This is a genomic window from Bradyrhizobium betae (assembly GCF_050632175.1).
GTDB lineage: Bacteria > Pseudomonadota > Alphaproteobacteria > Rhizobiales > Xanthobacteraceae > Bradyrhizobium > Bradyrhizobium betae_B.
In genome coordinates this window covers 5,651,689-5,672,211 of the sequence record NZ_CP192576.1, presented here as the reverse complement: position 1 = coordinate 5,672,211, position 20,523 = coordinate 5,651,689, and the positions used below count along the sequence as shown (strand labels likewise).

Sequence of the window (20,523 nt, the reverse complement as noted above, 5' to 3'; positions counted from 1 at the left end):
CGAACCTCCCGCGGATCTGCAAGATTCAGCCGTTCAACGCTGGACGGACCGGTCCGGGAGGTTACCGGCACGCATATCGATCCAGCACCTTTCGACGAAGGCCAAGCAATCAGCCTTTTGCGCGACCGCATGTGCTTGATTCCAGCCAGCCGGAATCGGCTTGGCCGCCGGCCAGATCGCATACTGCGCGTCACGATTGACAAGGACGACGAATTCATCGCCGTCGATTGACCAATTGCCAGACGCTGGCTCCCCCTCCATCGCGCCTTACCTGATCATGGCCTGACCGATCACGCCGGACGGCATCGATTTTCCTCTCGCACGGCCGATGATTCGAGTCCAGCAGCGGCCCTTCATCGTTGCCACAGCGATGCGAGCCTCGCGCGCATCCACGATCGCGAATTTCGCCCCAGGCCGCTAGATCGTCACCTGCGTTCCGACCTCGACCACGCGGCCGGAGGGGATCTGGAAATAGTCGGTGGCGTCGTTGGCGGAGCGGCTGAGCGAGATGAACAACCGGTCCTGCCAGCGCGGCATGCCCGAATGGGCGGCGGGCTTCAGCGTCCTGCGCGACAGGAAGAACGAGGTCGACATGATGTCGAACTGCCAGCCCAGCTTGCGGGCGATCGCCAGCGCCTTGGGCACGTTGGGCGATTCCATGAAGCCGAACTTCAGCGTCACCTTGGAGAAGGTCGGGCTGATCTGCTCCAGCCTGACCCGCTCGGCCGGATCGATGCGGGGGTCTGCGCGGTCTCGATGGTGAGAATGACGTTCTTCTCGTGCAGCACCTTGTAGTGTTTCAGGCTATGCATCAGCGCAGTCGGCGCGCTCAGCGGATCGCTGGTCAGGAACACGGCGGTGCCGGGCACCCGCTGCGGCGGCCGCTTCTCCAGCATCGCCACGAGATCGGCGAGCGGAAATTCGAGCTTGCGCGACTTCTCGAACAGCAGCCGGCTGCCGCGCCGCCACGTGTACATCAGGATGATCATGAGCGCTCCGAGCGCCAGCGGCACCCAGCCGCCCTCGAACACCTTGAGCAGGTTCGCCGCGAGGAAGGTCAGGTCGAGGAACAGGAACGGCGCGATCAGCGCGGCGGCCGCAAACGGCGACCACTTCCAGACCTTCCAGATCACGACAAAGCCCATCATCGCCGTGACCACCATGGTGCCGGTCACGGAAATTCCATAGGCCGAGGCCAGCGCGCTGGAGGAGCGGAACAGCAGCACCAGCAGCACGACCGCGAGCAACAGCAACTGGTTGATGCGCGGGATGAAGATCTGGCCGGAATGGGCTTCGGACGTATGGCGAATTTCAAAACGCGGCAGCAGGCCGAGCTGAATCGCCTGGCGTGTCAGCGAATAGGCACCGGTGATGACGGCCTGGCTCGCGATCACGGTTGCGGCGGTGGCGAGCACGACCATGCAGCCGCGGAAAAACCCTGCGGGAAGAGCTGGAAGAACGGACTCACAATCGCGCCGGGATCGCCGAGGACGAGAGCGCCCTGCCCCAGATAGTTGAGCGCCAGCGACGGCAGCACAATGAACAACCAGGCCGTCTGGATCGGCCGCTTGCCGAAATGGCCGAGGTCGGCATAGAGCGCCTCGGCGCCGGTGACGGCCAGAAACACCGCGCCCAGCGTCACGAAGCCGATGATGCCGTGATGGAGCATGAAGGACACGGCGTAGAGCGGGTTCAGCGCATACAGCACCTGCGGCTGCTGGATGATCGGATGGATCGCCGCCACTGCGATCACCGCGAACCACACGCACATCACAGGGCCGAAGAAGGCGGCGACCCGGGCGGTGCCGCGCGACTGAACGGCAAACAAGCCGACCAGAATCACCACAGTCAGCGGCACGATGTAGGGCTCGAACCGCAGCGTGACGTCCTTCATGCCTTCGATCGCCGACAGCACCGAGAGCGCCGGCGTGATCACGGCGTCTCCGTAAAACAGAGCGCCGGAGATGATGCCGAGTATGACGATAGTCGCCCCGCCGGTGCCGACCGCGCGCTGCGCCAGCGCCATCAGGGCGAGCGTGCCGCCTTCGCCGTTATTGTCGGCGCGAAGCAGGATCACCACGTATTTCAGGGTCACCACCACGACCAGCGCCCACAGGATCAGCGAGAGCACACCGAGCACGGCGGCCTGGGTCGGAGCCCCTTCCGTCCCCGACGCGGCCATCACGGCCTCCCGGAACGCATAGAGCGGGCTGGTGCCGATATCGCCGTAGACGACCCCGATGCTGCCGAGCGTCAGCGCACCGAAACGGGCGGTCGTATGGGCTTCGCCATGCCCATTGGCCGCCGCCGTTTCCGGGGCGGAAATCGCTACATCACTTGTCATGGAGAGCCCAGTGGCCTCTAAAATGCTTCACTGCACAACGGCGGAGGAGCGCGCGGCTTATAGTCCTGCGCTACCGGCATAGCCTAGCCCGATTTTGGGCCTTGGCCATGCAAAATTTGCATAGATCGCCGATGGCGCTCAGATGGTGACTTGTGTGCCGACTTCAACCACCCGCCCGGTGGGAATCTGGAAATAGTCGGTGGCGTCATTGGCGGACCGGCTCAGCGCGATGAACAAATGGTCCTGCCATAGCGGCATGCCGGATTGCGCCGAGGCCTTCAGCGACCTTCGCGACACGAAGAACGACGTCGACATGATGTCGAACTGCCAGCCCTGCTTGCGCGCGATCGCGAGCGCCTTGGGCACGTTCGGCTGCTCCATGTACCCGAACCGCAGCCGGACCTTCGAGAACTTGTCGCTGACCTTCTCCATCCTGAACCGATCAGCCAGATCGACCCGCGGTGTCTGCGCGGTTTCGATGGTCAGGATCACATTGTGCTCGTGAAGCACCTTGTTGTGCTTGAGATTGTGCAGCAGAGCGGTGGGTACAAACGAAGGATCGCTGGTGAGGAATACCGCCGTGCCCTTGACGATGTGCGGCGGCCGCTTCTCCAGACTCTTGATCAGGTCGTCCAGCGGCACCTCGATCCGGCGCGTCTTCTGGATCAGGATCCCGGTGCCGCGCCGCCAGGTCCAGATCGTCCCGGCCATGACGATGCCGAACAGCAACGGCACCCAGGCGCCCTCGAGCAGCTTGAGCAGATTGGCGCTGAAGAAAGTCATGTCGACGACGACGAAGGGCACGATCACGGCGGCCGCCGTCGCGGCGCGCCAGTTCCACAATTTCCAGATGACGACGAAGCCCATGATGCCGTCGGCAACCATGGTGGTGGAGACCGCGATACCGTAGGCCGAAGCCAGGTTGCTGGAGGTGTGGAACAACAGCACCAGCAGCATCACCCCGATCAGGAGCAGCCGGTTCACCCGCGGCAGATAGATCTGGCCGGCATGGGTTTCGGAGGTGTAGCGCACCTCGAAGCGCGGCAAGAGGCCGAGTTGCACCGCCTGATAGACCAGCGAATAGGCGCCGGTGATCACCGCCTGGCTCGCGATCACTGTCGCGGCGGTCGCAAGTCCGACCAGCGGCAACACCAGATACTCGGGCACCATGCGGTAGAAGGAATGCTCGATCGCGCCGGGATCGGACAATACCAGCGCGCCCTGACCGAAATAGTTGATCAGCAGCGAGGGCAGCACGAAGAACATCCAGGCCGACTGAATCGGCTTGCGGCCGAAATGGCCGAGATCGGCATAGAGCGCCTCGCCGCCGGTCACCGCCAGAAAGACGGCGCCCAGCGTGACGAGGCCGATGGTGCCGTGCGTGAGCAGGAATTGCAGCGCGTAATAAGGATTGATCGCAGCCAGGACCGACGGATCGTCGGCGATGTGGACGGCGCCCATCACCGCCAGGCAGGTGAACCAGATCACCATCACCGGCCCGAATGCCGATGCCACCATCGCCGTCCCCTTGCTCTGGACCGCGAACAGCAGCACCAGAATGAAGACGGTGAGCGGCACGACGTAGTGCTCGAAGGCGGGCGTGGCGAGCTTGAGACCTTCGACCGCCGACAACACCGAGATCGCCGGTGTGATCATGGAATCGCCGATGAACATGGAGGCGCCGACCACGCCGAGCGCGAGCAGGAACCAGCTTCGCCGCCCGAGCGCGCGCTGGCCGAGCGCCATCAGCGAGAGCGTGCCGCCCTCCCCGTTATTGTCGGCCCGCAGCAGCAACAGGACATATTTGGCGGTGACGACGATAAAGAGCGCCCACAGGATGAGCGACAGCACGCCGAGCACGATGACCCGCGACACCGGCTCGCCATGGGCCGCGCCTCTGACCGCCTCGTGGAATGCGTAGAGCGGCGAGGTGCCAATGTCGCCAAAGACGACGCCGATGCTCCCGAGCGTAAGGGACCAAAAGCCCGAAGTGACCGGCCCGTCCTGGGTCTCGGTCGTTGTGATGCTCGCGGTCATGTGGATGAAAAACGCTTCGTCCCTGGAATTGATCCGGCGCCTTTTGACGCTTCCGGTGCGGCTGTCAATCGGCACAGCACCTTAGCAGGCGGCGAGGCAGATGCTGTGACGCCGCAGCAACGGTTGCCGCCAGCGCGACGACATGCCTCAGGTAAGATGGTAGCGCAAGACCTCTAGGGCTTCAAATTCGGCGGCAGCGGCGGATCTTCCCGCATCAGGGTGATCGTCACCCGGCGGTTGGCCGCCAGCGAGGGGTCGTCCGGAAACAGCGGCTGGGTGTCCGCCTTGCCCGAAACGGCGAAGACATGCGACGGCGGCAGGCCCTCGCGTTCGAGTATCTGGCGCACTGCATTGGCCCGATCGGCCGACAGATCGAACGCGCCGTAGTCGCTGCGGCTCGGCACGAAACCGGCTGCGGTGTGGCCGGCGATGGAGACGCGGAGCGGCGTGGCCTTGAGCGGAATGGCGAGCTTCTCGATCAGGCGGCGGGTGCGGTCAAGGGCACCTTTGAGCCGTCGGCGAACATCGAGCGGCCGTCCTGGTCGACGATCTCGAGGTTGAGTCCCTGCTTGGTCTCCTCGAACATGATGTGCTTGGACATCTCGGTCAGTTCCGGCATGTCCTGCAAGGCCTGACGCAGCGATGCTGCGGCGAGCGCGAAACCGCGGTCGACCTTGAGCCGCGCGCCGGACGTCTTGTCGTGATCCTCCTGGTCCGGTGTCGGCGTGTTCGACGAGTCCTCAGGCTGGATGTGGTCGACGTTCTTCAGCCGCGCGCGGGTCGGCAGGCCGTCGGATTCGATGATGCCGGCGTAGCGCGCCTCGCTCTGGACGCCGAAGGCCTCGCGCATGGAGCCTGCGACGATCTTCAGCTTGTTGGAGTCCTGGGTGGAGAATGCGACCAGCATCACGAAAAACGCCAGCAGCAAGGCCATCAGATCGGCAAACGTAACGAACCAGCCATGGCCGCCATGAGCTTCTTCGCGTTTCTTCTTTGCCATCGGTCAGATCCCGGCGTCCGGCGTTACGCAGGAACCGGCTCGCCCTCGGCGTGGCGGTGCTTCTCGGGCAGATAGGCCAGCAGCATTTCGCGTACCAACGTCGGACTCTTGGAGTCGCGGATCATCAGAATGCCGTCGATGATCAGCGTACGATTGGTTTCCTCGTCGATCAGCTTGCCATGCAGCTTGTCGGCGATCGGCAGGCAGAGCAGGTTCGCAACCAGCGCGCCGTAGAGAGTTGCCAGCAAGGCGGTCGCCATGAACGGGCCGAGCTTCGAGGGATCTGACATGTTCGAGAACATCTGCACCATGCCGATCAGCGTTCCGATCATGCCGAACGCAGGCGCGCAGTCGCCGACGGCGCGGTAGATCTTGCTGCCTTCGTTGAGATGCAGCAGGAAGTTGTCGCGGTCGCGCTCCATATTGTCCCTGATAAAATCGAGGTCGTAGCCGTCGGCGACGTAGCGGATCCCCTTCGCGAGGAACGGCTCGTCGGTCTCGACCTTTTCCAACCCCACCGGGCCCTGCTTGCGGGCGATCTCGGCGATGCGGGCGAGTTCGTCGACCAGGTCGTGCGCCGACAGCCGGCTCATCGTGAAGGCGAATTTCATGCCGAGCGGCAGACCATGCATCAGCACCGAGAGCGGAAAGCGGATCATGGTCGCAGCGGCCGAGCCGCCGAAGATGATGATCGCAGCATGATCGCTGATGAACATGTGCAGATCGCCGCCCATGAATACCATCAGCGCGATAACTGCGAGGCCGCCCACAAGCCCGGCGCCCGTCATGATATCCATGGGAGACTCCAACGCGAACGCAACAACGGCCGTCCTGGCCGATGGCGCGGCCCAACCCCGAACCGCATTGGAAACCGTAGTGAGCCGCGATTAAAGACGCGTAAAGGTTAAGTCCGGACAGCGTGTCCCGCCGCTGCCGATGGTACCGCGATTGCCGTACAGCGACATGAATCTCAACACTTCGCTAACCATGATCGTCCGCGATCAGCTCCAGGCCGAGCGCGCGACCTTCATCGAGCGGACAGTTCGGCTGCGGCCCTGCGCCACATCCTGAGAGAAGGATCAATTGGTATTGTGAAGCGGGGCGGCATGTTCGTGGCAGGAGCCATCGCTATGCTGACGCTTTTCAGTCTTCTCACCGCGCTTCCCGCGGTGGTGGCGCTTCACCTGCTCGAGCCGGGGCTCGTCCTGCCGGCGTTCAGCCTCCTGCTCTTTGCCGAGGCCACCTTCGCCATGATCGCAGCGCGCCTGCTTCACGTGCAAGGCAGTGCAGGCGACATCACGCTGTGGGATCTCGCCGGCAGCTTCACCCTGATCGGATGCGCAGCAGCGATGTTCGGCGAGCCGGATCAGGCCGCCCTGCTTCTGGAACAAGGCGGCCCGCGGCCGGCGCCGCGGCCGTAGAAAGTCAGTGGATTTCCGCGGAGCGCTTCAGCGCGGCCTTCAGCTTCTCCAGCGAGAAGTCGGGGCTGCGGGCAATCTCGAGGATCGGCGTCTCGCGGCGGCCGCAGAGTTCGGCGGCCTCCGGCAGCTTCGCGGCGATGTCGAGCGGGATCACGATGGCGCCGTGCTGGTCGGCATGGATCAGATCGTCCGACTTCACGGTCATCCCGGCAACGCGAACCTCGCCGCCAAAACTCTCCGCATGCACCCACGCGTGTGACGGGCCGATCGAACCGGCCAGCGCCTGGAATCCAGGGGCCCATTGCGGGATGTCGCGGATCGAGCCGTCGGTGATGACGCCGAGGCAGCCGAGCGCCTTGTGCACGTTGCTCTGCACCTCGCCCCAGAACGCGCCGTAGCCGACGTCGGGACCGTCGATGTCCTGGATAACGGAGATGCGCGGACCGTGGCCGGTGCCGACATATTCGTAATAGTCGATGCGGCGCTTCGACTGCTCCTCGGCCGGCAGCGAGGATTTCAGCACCGAACGGATCGCAACCGTGCGGGCGTAGCCGACGATCGGCGCCAGATCCGGGAACGGGCAGACGAGTTGCTTGGTGGTGTAGCCGATCAGCCGGCGCTCGGGCGCGACGATCTCCATGGCATTGCAGATCGTCGGGGTGTCGTAGCGGCCCAGCGCTTCGAGGACGGCAGCGGGCAGCGGCCCGGTCGCGGAATTGGTCACGGCGTTCTCTCCCAGATTGGCGGCCGCTGTTGGCGCGGTGCCGCCTGCACGGGGGATATAGCCGAGATCAGGCTTCAACCCAACTCAGCACGCCCTCATGGCAGATATCCGTGTCTTGCCGCTAGTGCAGCCGTCCGGGCCGGTCGTCCTCGTCCGGCGGCTCCGCCAGGTTTGCCAGTGTCGGCGCCGAGGGGGCGACGGGACCTCGCCTCCTCCTTCCGGCGCCGCGGCTGCCAACGCGCGAGCCTGGTCGCGATAGGATTTGTAGCCGAGCGGCAGGCAGAGCAGATACAGCACCGTGCCGATCGAGAGCACGTACCAGGGATAGCTGATCAGGAGCGCGATGAAGAAGATCACCGCGACGAAGGCCGGCAACACCAGCTCCGGCGGCACCCGCATGCGCATGCTCTTGCCGGAGAACACCGGCAGGCGCGACACCATCAGGAAGGCAATCAACAGCGTGTAGCCGGCCGTCAGCGACGCGGGCCAGCGCCCCAGATCCAGGAATGCGGCATAGATCGGCAACATCACGGTAATTGCACCGGCTGGTGCCGGCATGCCCGTGAAAAAATTGGCGGCAAAGGCCGGTTTGTTCGGATCGTCCAGTGTCGCGTTGAAGCGCGCAAGCCGCAGGCACATGGAGATCGCAAACACCATGGCCGCGATCCAGCCGGCATTGCCGAGCTCGTGCAGCTGCCAGAAATACAGCATCAGGCCGGGGGCCACGCCGAAATTGACGAAATCGGCGAGGCTGTCGAGCTCGGCGCCGAACTTGGACTGCCCCTTGATCAGCCGCGCGACGCGGCCATCGATGCCGTCGAGCGCGGCGGCGAACACGATGGCATAGACGGCGAGCGTCATCCGCCCTTCGATCGACAGCCGGATCGCCGTCAGGCCGGCGCAGATCGCCAGCAGCGTGATGACGTTGGGCACCAGCATCCGCACCGGGATCGGGCGGAACCGGCGGCGGCGCACATCTGGATCTCTGGAGTCGTAGGGCGTCATGGATCGTCCTCACCTCAAGGCGAGATATAGCAAGCCACGCTCCCCTCCGCCATTGCGGCGGAAGGCCCTCATGGACCGACTTATTGGTTAATTGGCGCGGTAGGCGCGGCTCGGGTCGTCGCCTGCAAGGTCGGCCAAAATCGTCTCGCCGGCGATTGCGGTCTGTCCTTCCGAGACCAGCGCCCTGGTGCCGACGGGAAGATAGACGTCGAGGCGCGAGCCGAATCGGATCAGGCCGAAGCGCTCACCGGCCCCGATCGCCTGCCCTTCCTTGACGAAGCAGACGATGCGCTTGGCGATCAGCCCTGCAATCTGGACCACGCCGATCCGTGCCGTCGGCGTCGTGATCACCAGCGAGTTTCGCTCATTGTCCTCGCTCGCCTTGTCGAGCTCGGCATTGATGAAGAGGCCGGGCCGGTAGGCGATGCGGTCCACCCTGCCCGCCAATGGGGCGCGGTTCACATGACAGTTGAACACGCTCATGAACACCGAGATGCGCGGCAGGGGGCGGTCGCCGAGCCCGAGCTCGGCCGGCGGCAGCGCCATGGTGATCATCGAGACACGGCCGTCGGCCGGCGACACCACGAGCCCCTCGCGCACCGGCGTCACCCGTACGGGGTCGCGGAAGAACAGCGCGCACCACACGGTCAGGATCGTGCCGATCCACCCGAGCGGCGACCACAGCCAGAACAGGATCAGGCTTGCCAGCGCAAAGCCGCCGATGAAGGGATAGCCCTCCTTGTGGATCGGCGGGATCTGACGCTGAATCGAATCGAGAATGGACATCGCTATCTGCCGCCTGGGGGTTTATGGCACGCGGGGTGCCCCGCGCGGTTGTTTAGGCCAGAGTTGGGACCGGAGACAAGGTCACTCCGCGGCTGCAGGCGCCGTCAGGGCGTCCTGGACCGGCGGCGGCTCCCGGTTGGGCGCCTCGCTGGTATCTGCCATTTTAGCCAGCTTCTCGCGCGCGGCCTCCGCCTCGCGCTGCCTGTTCCACATGCTGGCATAGAGGCCGCCCTGCGCGAGCAGCATGGCGTGGGTGCCGCGCTCGGCGATGCGGCCCTGGTCCAGCACGATGATCTCGTCCGCGCCGACGATGGTGGAAAGCCGGTGCGCGATCACAAGCGAGGTGCGGTTTTTCGCCACCCGCTCGAGCGCGCCCTGGATCTCGTGCTCGGTGTGGGTGTCGAGCGCCGACGTCGCCTCGTCGAGCACCAGGATCGGCGGCGCCTTCAACACGGTACGCGCGATGGCGACCCGCTGCTTCTCGCCGCCGGAGAGCTTCAGGCCGCGCTCGCCGACCTGGGTCTCGTAGCCCTTCGGCGCCATGCGGATGAAATGGTCGATCTGCGCCAGTTGTGCCGCTTGCTCCACCTCTGCATCGCTGGCGTCCCACCGGCCGTAGCGGATGTTGTAGCGTATGGTGTCGTTGAACAGCACGGTATCCTGCGGCACCATGCCGATCGAGGCGCGCAGGCTGGCCTGCGTGACCTCGCGGATGTCCTGGCCGTCGATCAAAATCCTGCCGCCCGAGATGTCGTAGAGGCGGAACAGAAGCCGCGAGATGGTCGACTTGCCCGCCCCCGACGGGCCGACGATCGCCACCGTCTTTCCGGCCGGCACCTCGAAGCTGATGCCCTTCAGGATCGGGCGCGCAGGCTCATAGGCAAAGCGCACGTCCTCGAAACGCACATTGCCGGCGGAGACTACCAGCGGCTTTGCATCGGGCTCGTCCTTGATCTCGGCTTCGCGGCCAAGGACGTTGAACATCTTCTCGATGTCGATGATCGCCTGCTTGATCTCGCGATAGACCATGCCCATGAAATTCAGCGGCTGATAGAGCTGAATCATCATGGCGTTGACCAGCACGAAATCCCCGACCGTGTTGGTGCCGTTGCGCACGCCGATCGCGCACATCAGCATCGTCGCGGTCAGCCCCATCGTGAAGATCACCGCCTGTCCGGTGTTGAGCACGGCGAGCGACGTATAGGCCTGGACGCTCGATTCCTCGTAGCGCGCGACCGACTTGTCGTAACGCTGCGCTTCGCGCGCCTCGGCGCTGAAATATTTCACGGTCTCGTAGTTGAGCAGCGAGTCGATCGCCTTGGTGTTCGCCTCGGTGTCGGAATCGTTCATCTTGCGACGAATGCCGATCCGCCATTCGGTCGCGATGTAGGTGTAGTACATGTACACCGCCACCGTGATCAGGGTTGCGACCACGTAGCGCCAGTCGAACTGCCACAACAGCACGGCCAGCAGCAGCGAGACCTCGACGATGGTCGGGATCAGCTGGAGGATCACCATGCGCACGATGACCTCAATGCCCTCGCGGCCGCGCTCGAGCACCCGCGTCAGGCCGCCGGTCTTGCGCTCGAGATGAAAGCGCAGCGACAGCTCGTGCATGTGGACGAAAGTGATGGTCGCGAGCTTGCGTACCGCATGCATGGCCACGCGGGCGAAGATGCCGTCGCGCCATTGCGTCAGCACCGCCATCATGATGCGCATCACGCCGTAGCTCGCGGTCAGCAGCAACGGCGAGGCGATCACCCAGAGGTGCCAATTGTCGGCCTCAATCGGCGCGGTGTTGGCGCCGGTCAGCGCATCGGTGGCCCATTTGAAGCTGAAGGGAACCGTGAGCGTGATCAGCTTGGCGGCGAGCAGCAGCACCATCGACCAGACCACGCGCATCTTCAGATCGAAGCGGTCGCCCGGCCAGATATAGGGCCACAGATGCGCCAGTGTGCCCATCAGCGTGGCCCGTTCCAGCGGTCCGCCGGCCGGCTCGGGCGCGTCGGCGCCATGGGGCGAATGGGGAGAGTTCATCAAAACAGCCTGAAAGTCCGCCGGATGCGGGCCGCGTTGCGATTAACGATTTCGCTCGTCATATAGAAGCTTCCCGAGGCGAGCGCACCCCGCCAGATGGCGAATCTTCGATTGTTTGTCGCCATTTACCGGTAGATTCCGGGTGCTCCGAATCACCGATTAGGCTTGACGGCCTTTCGCTGCGATGCATCATGCTACCAATGAGCACCATCAAAACCGTTTGTGTCTATTGCGGCTCCGGCCCCGGAACCAATCCACGTTTCACCGAAGGCGCCAAGGCGCTCGGCAAGGCGCTCGCGGAGAACAACGTCCGCTTGGTCTATGGCGGCGGCTCGGTCGGCCTGATGGGCGCGGTCGCGACATCCGTGCTCGATCACGGCGGCACCGTCACCGGCATCATTCCCGAATTCCTGCGCAGGCGCGAGAATGCGCTGACGCGCGTGCAGGAGATGATCGTCACCCCCGACATGCATGAGCGCAAGCGGCTGATGTTCGAGCGCTCCGACGCCTTCGTGGCATTGCCGGGCGGCGTCGGCACGCTGGAGGAACTGGTCGAGCAATTGACCTGGAAGCAGCTCGGCCGTCACGCCAAGCCGGTGCTGCTCGCCAACATCGATAATTTCTGGGAGCCGCTGTTCTCGCTGCTGTCGCACATGCGCCAGACCGAGTTCATCCGCGCCGGCCTGTCGGTCGACATCCTCAAGGCCGATCGCGTCGAGGACATCCTGCCGAAGCTGAAGTCCGCCGTGGCACAGCTCGCCGAAGCCGAAAAGCAGCTCGCGCCGGACGTCGCGCGCAAGCTCTGACGTCCTACTCCGGCGGAAACGTCACGGCCTCGATGCGATTGCCGTCGGGGTCGACGACGAACGCCGCGTAGTAGCGCACGCGGTCGTGCGGGCGGATACCGGGAGCGCCTTCCGATGTCCCGCCGCTCCCGAGCGCGGCGGCGTGAAACGCATCGACCTCCGCTCTCGTCTTGGCCCGCAGGCAGATGTGCACGCCGCTCTCCGGCGCCACGCGCGGCATGCCTTCGCGCAAGTTGATCCAGAATTCGGGATAGGCCTTGCCGAAGCCGATCGTCCGTGGCCGCGTGACGACCCGCGCAAGTCCGAGGGCCGCGAGCGTGGCTTCGTAAAATCTTGCCGAGCGTTCGAGATCGCTGACGCCGACGGAAATGTGGTCGATCATGTGCGCGCCCCTCTCTCCTCGTCATTACGAGCGCAGCGAAGCAATCCAGAGTCTTTCCGCGGCAGCAGTCTGGATTGCTTCGCTGCGCTCGCAATGACGGCGTTCGTGGCGCCGCCATGCCTCGAATTGCCGTCCCCTACGCCGGCGCGCCGGACTTCACGAGCTTGTAGATCACCGAATCCATCAGCGCCTGGAACGAAGCATCGATGATGTTCGGCGACACGCCGACCGTGGTCCAGCTGTCGCCGTTCTCGTCCTCGCTCTCGATCAGCACGCGCGTGACCGCGCCGGTGCCGCCATTGAGGATACGCACGCGGTAGTCGATCAGCGTCAAGCCTTCGATGTATTTCTGGTACTTGCCGAGGTCCTTGCGAAGCGCAACGTCCAGCGCGTTGACGGGGCCGTTGCCTTCTGCAGCCGAGATCAGATGCTCGCCGGCGACGTCGACCTTGACCACCGCAAGCGCCACCGTCACCCGCTCGCCGAGCGCGTTGTAGCGCTGCTCGACATTGACGTCGAACTGCTCGACCTCGAAATAATGCGGCACCTTGCCGAGCGTGCGGCGCGCCAGCAAGTCGAACGAGGCGTTGGCGGATTCATAGGCGTAGCCGGCCGCCTCGCGCTCCTTCAACTCCTCGACCAGCCGCGTCAGCTTCGGATCGCTCTTCTCATAGGCGATGCCGGCGCGGTCGAGCTCGGCGATCACGTTGGAGCGGCCGGCCTGGTCGGACACCAGCACCTTGCGGTGGTTGCCGACCGTCTCGGGCCGCACGTGCTCATAGGTGTGCGGATCCTTCAGCACGGCGGAGGCGTGGATGCCGGTCTTGGTGACGAAGGCGCTTTCGCCGACATAGGCCGCATGCCGGTTCGGCACGCGGTTGAGCATGTCGTCGAGGGTGCGCGAGACCTTGACCAGCGTCGCCAGCTTCTCAGGCGTGACGGAGATCTCGAAAGCGTCGGCAAACTCCTGCTTCAGCTTCAAGGTCGGGATCAGCGAGCAGAGATTGGCGTTGCCGCAGCGCTCACCAAGGCCGTTCAGCGTGCCCTGGATCTGCCGCGCGCCCGCGCGCACGGCGGCGAGCGAATTCGCCACCGCCTGCTCGGTGTCGTTATGGGCGTGGATGCCGAGATGATCGCCCGGGATGTGCTTCGTCACCTCGGCGACGATGGCCTCGATCTCGTTCGGCATGGTGCCGCCATTGGTGTCGCACAGCACCACCCAGCGCGCGCCGGCCTCATAAGCGGCCTTGGCGCAGGCGAGCGCAAAGCCGGCATCTTCCTTGTAGCCGTCGAAGAAGTGCTCGCAGTCGAGCATGACCTCGCGGCCGGCCGCCTTCGCGGCCGCGACGCTGTCGCGGATGGAGGCGAGATTTTCCTCCTTCGTGGTCTCCAGCGCGACACGTACCTGATAGGCGGAGGACTTCGCGACGAAACAGATCGCATCGGCTTTCGCTTCCAGCAGACCTGCAACACCGGGATCGTTGGAGACCGAGCGCCCTGCCCGGCGTGTCATGCCGAAGGCTGTGAAGCGCGCATGGGTGAGCTTCGGCTTGCTGCCGAAAAACTCGGTGTCGGTCGGATTTGCGCCGGGATAGCCGCCTTCGACATAGTCGATGCCGAGATCGTCGAGCAACGCCGCGATGACCTGCTTGTCTTGAAGCGTGAAATCGACGCCATTGGTCTGCGCGCCGTCGCGCAGCGTGGTGTCGAACAGATAAAGACGCTCCTTGCTCATGATGCGGCTCCGAGCGTCTTCTTCATCGTGGTATTGGCAAGCCACTCGTCGCCCACGGTGATACTGTTGCGCTGCATGGCGACGTAGCCGCGCTTGGCGAAGAAGCCCTGCGCGGTGTCGCTGGCGTCGACCGAGAGGCCGGTCGCGCCGCGGCCGCCGGCAAGCTTCTCCAGCGCGTCGACCAGCACGGTCGCGATGCCCTGTCCGGTCACGGCCGGATGCACGTAGAGCATCTGGATGTGATCGGCCCCGCGCAGCGACGCGAAGCCGACGGGCGAGCCTTCCAATGTCGCGACCAGCGTCAGGTCGGCAGCAAGCCGCTTGCCGAACTCTTCGCTGTCCGCCGCCTCCATCCAGGCCTGCTGCTGCGCCTCGTTGTAGTCCTCGCCGGTCAGCTCCTCGATGCTGGCCGCAAAGATCGCGGCGAGCACGGGCACGTCATCGGGCAGGAAGGGCCGCAAGCCGGGCTTCGGCAAAGTCTGTCCCATCGTCTTCACCATATCCCATAAAGCTTCAGCACGATCGCCACAGCGGCGCCGAGCAGCAGGATCTTCAGCGCGATGTAATAGAGCCAGTGCCGCGGGAACGGCGTGTCGGGCCGCGTCATCGCGTGACCTCCCAGGTCGTGCCGTCCTTGGAATCCTTGATCGCGACGCCCATCGCGGCGAGCAGATCGCGGATGCGGTCAGACTCCCCAAAATCCTTGCGGCCACGGGCCGCCGTCCGCTCCGAGAGCAGGCGCTCGACCTCCTTGGCATCGACGCCACTGGCCTGCTGCTTGCGCCCTTCCCACTGCGCAGCGCTCTCGGACAGGAAGCCGAGCAGCCGCAATGAACCTGCCAGCGCGGGTACGTCGCTGCTGCGCAGACCGTGCAGCGCCGCAATCGCGAGCGGCGTGTTGAGGTCGTCGAGCAACGGATCGACAACGGACCCAGCTGGCTTGCCGGGCGCGACGTCGGCCGCGACGCGATACCAGTCGTCGAGCGTCTTGGCACTCTCTTCCAGTGACTTCATGGTCCAGTCGATCGGGGAACGATAATGCGTCTTCAGCATGTTCAGGCGCAGCACCTCGCCCGGCCAATCCGCGAGCAGCTGGTGGATCGTGATGAAGTTGCCTGATGACTTCGACATCTTCTCGCTCTCGACCTGCAGGAAGCCGTTGTGCATCCAGTAATTCGCCATGCGCTCGCGGTGGAAGGCGCAGCAGGTCTGCGCGACCTCGTTCTCGTGATGCGGAAACACGAGATCGATGCCGCCGCCATGGATGTCGAAATGCTCGCCGAGATGCTTCCAGGCCATCGCCGAGCACTCGATGTGCCAGCCCGGGCGCCCCTCGGCCTTGATGCCGGCCGGCGACGGCCATGACGGCTCACCGGGCTTGGACGGCTTCCACAGCACGAAGTCGGTGTTGTCCTTCTTGTAGGGCGCCACATCGACGCGGGCACCGGCGATCATCTCGTCCAGCGAACGATTGGACAACGCGCCGTAGCGCGGCAACACCGAGTTGGCTGCGTTCATCGCCTGCGGCGAGAAAAGCACGTGGTCCTCGGCGGCATAGGCAAAGCCGCCCTTGACCAGTCGCTCGATGATCTCGCGCATCTCACCGATATGCTCGGTCGCGCGCGGCTCGACGCTCGGCCGCAGCGCACCCAGCGCATCGACGTCGGCGTGAAACTGCTGCCCCGTCTGCTCGGTGACCTTGCGGATCGCCTCGTTCAGCGGCAGGCCGGGGAAGTCGCGCGCGGCGCGGTCGTTGATCTTGTCGTCGACGTCGGTGATGTTGCGGACGTATGTGACGTGCGCCTCGCCGAAGAGATGACGCAGCAGGCGGAACAGCACGTCGAACACGATCACCGGCCGCGCATTGCCGATATGGGCGAAGTCGTAGACGGTCGGTCCGCAGACATACATGCGGACGTTGTTCGGATCGAGCGGCACGAAGGTGCGCTTTTCCCGGCTCAGCGTATCGTAAAGGCGCAATTCCATAGGGACACCCGTCGGCTGTTGGCCGGGCGTCCAGTGCTCTCAATGGTTTTGAGAAAAGACGGCTCCAGCCAGCGAATCGCTAGCTCGTAATCTCGCGGCAAATGGCGCAAATGACGAGGAGACCGTTCATGGCGGAACATATGGGCTATGAGGCGCCCCCGCGTCAAGAGTGCGGCGGAAATGCCATTTTGTCTCCGCACTGCGCCCTCGCCGGCCCTAATGGTTCATGATCCTTAACTATTTGCGCCCATTCTGGAACTGGCAGTTCCTTCTTTTTGCCCCCGGTGTTCTCATGCGATCATTGCTCGCGCTCATTTCCTGCGCCTCCATCATTTCAGCATCCAGCGCTTTTGCCGAAACCCGCGTCTTCATCATTCCCAACCAGGCGGACGGCTACGGCGTCGATCATTGCTTGGCCAAAGGCGACAAATGCGGCGCGCAGGTCGCCCGGACCTACTGCCAGTCACGAGATTTTGCCCAGGCATCAAGCTACCGCCGGGTCGATCCCGACGAAATTACCGGCTCTGTCCCCAAAACCGGCGCAAACTGCTCGCATGGCCATTGCGACGAATATGTCGCAATCACCTGCCAGCGCTGAATTCGCTCGGAACTGGCGTATCTTAGGCCCGGTCTTTGGCCCCGAAACGACGTGACGATGCCGCGGGAAGCGGCTATGGGAGGGCGCGCTTCGGCCCTCCAATGTCACATGGGACCGTGACCTCGCTAGAATGGCGGATATGCCTGAATTCTTGTCTCCCTCCCGTGCCCGCTTCCTCTCTGCCTGCACCGTGCTTCTGAGCACCGTCGTGCTCGCCACCGGCGCTTTCGCGCAGGCCGGCCCGCCCGGTCCGCCGCCGCAGCAGCCCGGCCAGAATGGGCTCGGGCCAAATCCGATGTGTGTACGACTGGAAGGCCAGCTCGCTGCGCTCGATCGCGGCGGCGGCGGTGATCCCGCGCGCGACGACCAGATCCGTCGCTATCAGGACTCCCAGACCAGGCAGCAGGCCGAGCTCGACCGCGTCACCATGCAGGCCAAGCGCATGGGCTGCGATTCCTCCGGCTTCTTCTCGCTGTTCAACGGCCAGTCGGCGCAGTGCGGTCCGGTCAACACCCAGATCCAGCAGATGCGCGCCAATCTGGACCAGATCACCGGCAATCTCGAACGCCTGCGCGGCGGCGGCCCCGGCGGCTTCAGCCCGGAGCGCGACAGCCAGCGCCGCTCGGTGCTGGTGGCGCTCGCACAGAACAATTGCGGCCCGCAATACGCCAACGCCGCGCAATCACAAGGCGGCGGCAACTTCCTGAGCAATCTGTTCGGCGGCAACAACCCCAACAATCCGCAAGGCGGCCCGCCCTCCGATCTCGGCCCGCAATCCGGCACCTACCGCACCGTGTGCGTGCGCACCTGCGACGGCGCCTATTTCCCGGTCTCGTTCGCAACCGTGCCGGCGCGCTTCCCCGACGACGAGAAGACCTGCAAGGCGCTGTGTCCGGCGGCCGAAGCCTCGCTCTACACCTACCGCAATCCCGGCGAGGACATGAACTCGGCGGTCTCCGTCAGCGGCCAGCCCTACACGGCGCTGCCGACTGCGTTCAAATTCCGCAGCGAGTTCAACCCATCCTGCTCCTGCAAGGCGGCGGGGCAGACCTGGGCCGATGCGCTGAAATCGGCCGACGACAAGGCCGCAGCCGAGCAGCAGGGTGACATCATCGTCACCGAGGAGAGCGCCAAGAAGATGCAGCAGCAGCGGCTGAGCAAGGGCGCGCCTGCTGCGACAACCAAGAAGGGCGCGGCGCCGACGACCGCGGCTGCACCGGCGGCGACTCCGCCTGCGGATACGGCCCCCACGACCTCGTCGGAGAACAAGCCGATCCGCTCGGTCGGCCCGACCTTCCTGCCGCAGCAGCAGAAGTAGGTGTAGCGGCAGGCCGCCGCCTCCCACTCAGTGTCATGCCCCGCGAAGGCGGGGCATCCAGTACTCAAGGCGGCAATTGGTTTCACGATGACGGCCGCGGAGTACTGGATCATCCGCTTTCGCGGATGATGACAGCGCAATGTGTGGCGACAGCGCCCACCCAATCAGCAGCGCCAACGATAGACCGCGCTAACCCTACCCCTCGAACGCGTCGGTCGACGCCCTGCTCCCGCGCGACACCAACGTCTCATCGTGCACTGGCAGCCCCTCGCCCCTTTCGCGAAAGCGGTTGGTGATGGGATAGCGGCGGTCGCGGCCGAAATTCCTCGCCGTCACTTTCACGCCCGGCGCGGCCTGGCGGCGCTTGTATTCGGCGACGTTGAGGAGATGGTCGATGCGGAGCACCGTCTCGCGGTCGAAGCCGGACGCGATGATCTGATCGAGCGGCTCCTCGCGTTCGATGAGACCCTGCAGAATGGCATCGAGCACCTCGTAGGGCGGCAGCGAGTCCTGGTCAGTCTGGTTCTCGCGCAGCTCCGCGCTCGGCGGGCGCGTGATGATGTCGGGCGGGATCACCTCGCCCGCGGGACCCAGCGCGCCGTCCGGCTTCCAGGCATTGCGCAAGCCTGCCAGCCGGAACACCTGCGTCTTGTAGATGTCCTTGATCGGGTTGAAGCCGCCGTTCATGTCGCCATAGAGCGTGGCGTAGCCGACCGACATTTCCGACTTGTTGCCGGTGGTGACCACCATCAGCCCGGTCTTGTTGGAGATCGCCATCAGCAGCGTGCCGCGGGTGCGGGCCTGGAGATTTTCCTCGGTGATATCGGGCGGCAGGTTCTTGAAGATGCCGGACAGGATCGTCTCGAAGCCGGTCACAGCTTCGGCGATCGGCAGCACCTCGTAGCGGATATCGAGACGGCCGGCGAGCTCGCCGGCGTCGGCGATCGAATGTGCGGCTGTGTAGCGGTAAGGCAGCATCACGCCGTGGACCTGGTCGGCGCCGAGCGCATCGACCGCGATCGCCGCGCAGAGCGCCGAATCGATGCCGCCGGAAATTCCGAGCAGCACGCCGGGAAAGCCGTTCTTGGCGACGTAGTCGCGCAGGCCGAGCACGCAGGCGGCGTAGTCGGCGTGGTCGCCCTCGGGCAGCGGCGCGATCGGCCCCGCGCAACGCCAATCGTCGCCGGTGCGCGTGAAGCGCAGTGTGGTAATGCTCTCGGCGAACGCCGGCAATTGCGCGGCGAGCGAGAGATCGCCGTTGAGCACGAAGGACGCGCCGTCGAACACGAGTTCGTCCTGGCCGCAGACCTGGTTGAGATAGACCAGCGGCAGCCCGCTCTCCGTCACCCGCGCCACGGCCACCGAGAGACGCACGTCGTTCTTGTCGCGGGCGTAAGGCGAGCCGTTCGGCACCAGGATGATCTCGGCGCCGGTCTCGGCCAATGTCTCGACCACGTTCTCGTAGTCTTCGGACTCGCTCGAGCCAGATGTCCTCGCAGATCGGCACGCCGATCCGCACGCCGCGCACGGTGACGGGGCCGGCCGCGGGGCCGCGCGAAAACAGCCGCTTCTCGTCGAACACGCCGTAGTTCGGCAGATTGCACTTGAAGCGCAAGCTCGCGATACGGCCGCCGTCGAGCAGCGCGCAGGCATTGTAGAGCCTGCCATCCTCGACCCAGGGCGTGCCAACCAGCATCGCAGGGCCGCCGTCGGCGGTCTCGCGCGCGAGGCTTTCGATCGCAGCGCGGCAGGCGGCCTGGAAGGCCGGCTTCTGCACCAGATCTTCCGGCGGATAGCCGGCGATGAACAATTCCGGAAACAGCACGAGATCGGAGCCGTCGGCGATCGCCTGCGCGCGCGCGGCCCGCACCTTGGCGGCATTACCGTCGATGTCGCCCACGGTCGGGTTGAGCTGGGCGAGCGTAACCGCGAATGCGTCGAGACGTTCGGTCATGGCCACCGCGTTCCGATCCCTTGGGATCCCCTTGGCTAGACGAAGCCCAATCGTTCGACGATGGCAAGAATCCAGAACGCGCCGGCCATCAGGAGCGCGACGCCGACCGCGGCGGAGCCCATGTCCTTGACCCGGCCGATCTGCTTGTCATGGTCCATGGTCAGGCGGTCGGCGAGCTTCTCGATCGCGGTGTTGAGCAGCTCGACCACCAACACGAAAGCGACCGCGCACACCAGCTCGACCGCGCGCGTTGCGGTCGAGCCGACGAACCACGCGAGCGGAAGCGACAGCAGCAGCGCAACCACTTCTTCGCGAACGGCCTGCTCCGAGCGGAACGCAAAGGCAAGACCATTGCGGGAGTTGATCGTGGCCTTCCAGATCCGCAGCAAG

Annotated in this window: 15 protein-coding genes and 4 pseudogenes; 4 read left to right on the top strand and 15 right to left on the bottom strand. The window is 64.8% G+C overall.

Annotated elements, in window-relative coordinates:
- Nucleotides 1–33 precede the first annotated feature (33 nt).
- From ACQ86E_RS27145 to ACQ86E_RS27125, 5 genes and pseudogenes are all read right to left on the bottom strand, one after another.
- Nucleotides 34–261: an MbtH family NRPS accessory protein gene (locus tag ACQ86E_RS27145; RefSeq protein ID WP_431202599.1), complete on the bottom strand. Its 228-nt coding sequence runs from the start codon at nucleotides 259–261 to the stop codon at nucleotides 34–36.
- Nucleotides 262–417: 156 nt separating this feature from the next.
- Nucleotides 418–2,344: pseudogene (locus ACQ86E_RS27140) on the bottom strand (potassium transporter Kup).
- 138 nt (nucleotides 2,345–2,482) lie between these two features.
- The gene (locus ACQ86E_RS27135) at nucleotides 2,483–4,381 is read right to left on the bottom strand and encodes a potassium transporter Kup (RefSeq protein ID WP_431202598.1); all 1,899 of its coding nucleotides are present in this window, start codon (nucleotides 4,379–4,381) and stop codon (nucleotides 2,483–2,485) included.
- Nucleotides 4,382–4,554: 173 nt separating this feature from the next.
- Nucleotides 4,555–5,381: pseudogene (locus ACQ86E_RS27130) on the bottom strand (flagellar motor protein MotB).
- 23 nt (nucleotides 5,382–5,404) lie between these two features.
- Nucleotides 5,405–6,178, bottom strand: a complete 774-nt coding sequence (locus ACQ86E_RS27125; protein ID WP_015686922.1) for a motility protein A — start codon at nucleotides 6,176–6,178, stop codon at nucleotides 5,405–5,407.
- 333 nt (nucleotides 6,179–6,511) lie between these two features.
- Between ACQ86E_RS27125 and ACQ86E_RS27120 the strand changes: the two genes are divergently transcribed.
- Nucleotides 6,512–6,802, top strand: coding sequence for a hypothetical protein (locus tag ACQ86E_RS27120; RefSeq protein ID WP_431202597.1), 291 nt, complete (start codon nucleotides 6,512–6,514; stop codon nucleotides 6,800–6,802).
- Nucleotides 6,803–6,806: 4 nt separating this feature from the next.
- Here ACQ86E_RS27120 and ACQ86E_RS27115 read toward each other — a convergent pair whose 3' ends face one another.
- From ACQ86E_RS27115 to ACQ86E_RS27100, 4 genes and pseudogenes are all read right to left on the bottom strand, one after another.
- Nucleotides 6,807–7,526 (bottom strand): RraA family protein, encoded by a 720-nt coding sequence (locus ACQ86E_RS27115; protein ID WP_431202596.1) that lies wholly within the window; start codon nucleotides 7,524–7,526, stop codon nucleotides 6,807–6,809.
- A 121-nt stretch (nucleotides 7,527–7,647) separates the two neighbouring features.
- A pseudogene (locus ACQ86E_RS27110) lies at nucleotides 7,648–8,531 on the bottom strand (CDP-alcohol phosphatidyltransferase family protein).
- An 87-nt stretch (nucleotides 8,532–8,618) separates the two neighbouring features.
- Nucleotides 8,619–9,317, bottom strand: a complete 699-nt coding sequence (locus ACQ86E_RS27105; protein ID WP_431202595.1) for a phosphatidylserine decarboxylase — start codon at nucleotides 9,315–9,317, stop codon at nucleotides 8,619–8,621.
- 81 nt (nucleotides 9,318–9,398) lie between these two features.
- The gene (locus ACQ86E_RS27100) at nucleotides 9,399–11,354 is read right to left on the bottom strand and encodes an ABCB family ABC transporter ATP-binding protein/permease (protein WP_431202594.1); all 1,956 of its coding nucleotides are present in this window, start codon (nucleotides 11,352–11,354) and stop codon (nucleotides 9,399–9,401) included.
- 200 nt (nucleotides 11,355–11,554) lie between these two features.
- On the opposite strand from ACQ86E_RS27100, the gene ACQ86E_RS27095 reads away from it, so the two are divergent.
- A complete protein-coding gene (locus ACQ86E_RS27095) occupies nucleotides 11,555–12,160 on the top strand; it encodes a TIGR00730 family Rossman fold protein (protein ID WP_431202593.1) in 606 nt (201 codons plus the stop codon).
- Nucleotides 12,161–12,164: 4 nt separating this feature from the next.
- Here ACQ86E_RS27095 and ACQ86E_RS27090 read toward each other — a convergent pair whose 3' ends face one another.
- From ACQ86E_RS27090 to cysS, 4 genes are all read right to left on the bottom strand, one after another.
- Entirely contained in the window at nucleotides 12,165–12,542 is a 378-nt protein-coding gene (locus ACQ86E_RS27090; RefSeq protein WP_431202592.1) for a VOC family protein, read from the bottom strand.
- Between the two features lie 136 nt (nucleotides 12,543–12,678).
- Complete coding sequence (gene cimA / locus ACQ86E_RS27085) at nucleotides 12,679–14,277, bottom strand: citramalate synthase (RefSeq protein WP_431202591.1); 1,599 nt, start codon at nucleotides 14,275–14,277, stop codon at nucleotides 12,679–12,681.
- A complete protein-coding gene (locus tag ACQ86E_RS27080) occupies nucleotides 14,274–14,765 on the bottom strand; it encodes a GNAT family N-acetyltransferase (protein ID WP_431202590.1) in 492 nt (163 codons plus the stop codon). Before ACQ86E_RS27080 ends, cimA begins: the two co-directional genes overlap by 4 nt.
- Nucleotides 14,766–14,880: 115 nt before the next feature.
- Complete coding sequence (gene cysS / locus ACQ86E_RS27075) at nucleotides 14,881–16,263, bottom strand: cysteine--tRNA ligase (protein ID WP_431202589.1); 1,383 nt, start codon at nucleotides 16,261–16,263, stop codon at nucleotides 14,881–14,883.
- A gap of 292 nt (nucleotides 16,264–16,555) precedes the next feature.
- Here cysS and ACQ86E_RS27070 point away from each other — a divergent pair, with 292 nt between their 5' ends.
- Nucleotides 16,556–16,861 (top strand): hypothetical protein, encoded by a 306-nt coding sequence (locus ACQ86E_RS27070; RefSeq protein ID WP_143846241.1) that lies wholly within the window; start codon nucleotides 16,556–16,558, stop codon nucleotides 16,859–16,861.
- A gap of 130 nt (nucleotides 16,862–16,991) precedes the next feature.
- On the top strand, nucleotides 16,992–18,179 hold the full coding sequence (locus ACQ86E_RS27065; RefSeq protein ID WP_431202588.1) for a DUF2865 domain-containing protein: 1,188 nt from the start codon (nucleotides 16,992–16,994) through the stop codon (nucleotides 18,177–18,179).
- Between the two features lie 195 nt (nucleotides 18,180–18,374).
- Here ACQ86E_RS27065 and ACQ86E_RS27060 read toward each other — a convergent pair.
- A pseudogene (locus ACQ86E_RS27060) lies at nucleotides 18,375–20,133 on the bottom strand (NAD+ synthase).
- 35 nt (nucleotides 20,134–20,168) lie between these two features.
- The gene (locus ACQ86E_RS27055; RefSeq protein WP_431202587.1) at nucleotides 20,169–20,522 is read right to left on the bottom strand and encodes a diacylglycerol kinase; all 354 of its coding nucleotides are present in this window, start codon (nucleotides 20,520–20,522) and stop codon (nucleotides 20,169–20,171) included.
- Nucleotide 20,523 lies beyond the last annotated feature (1 nt).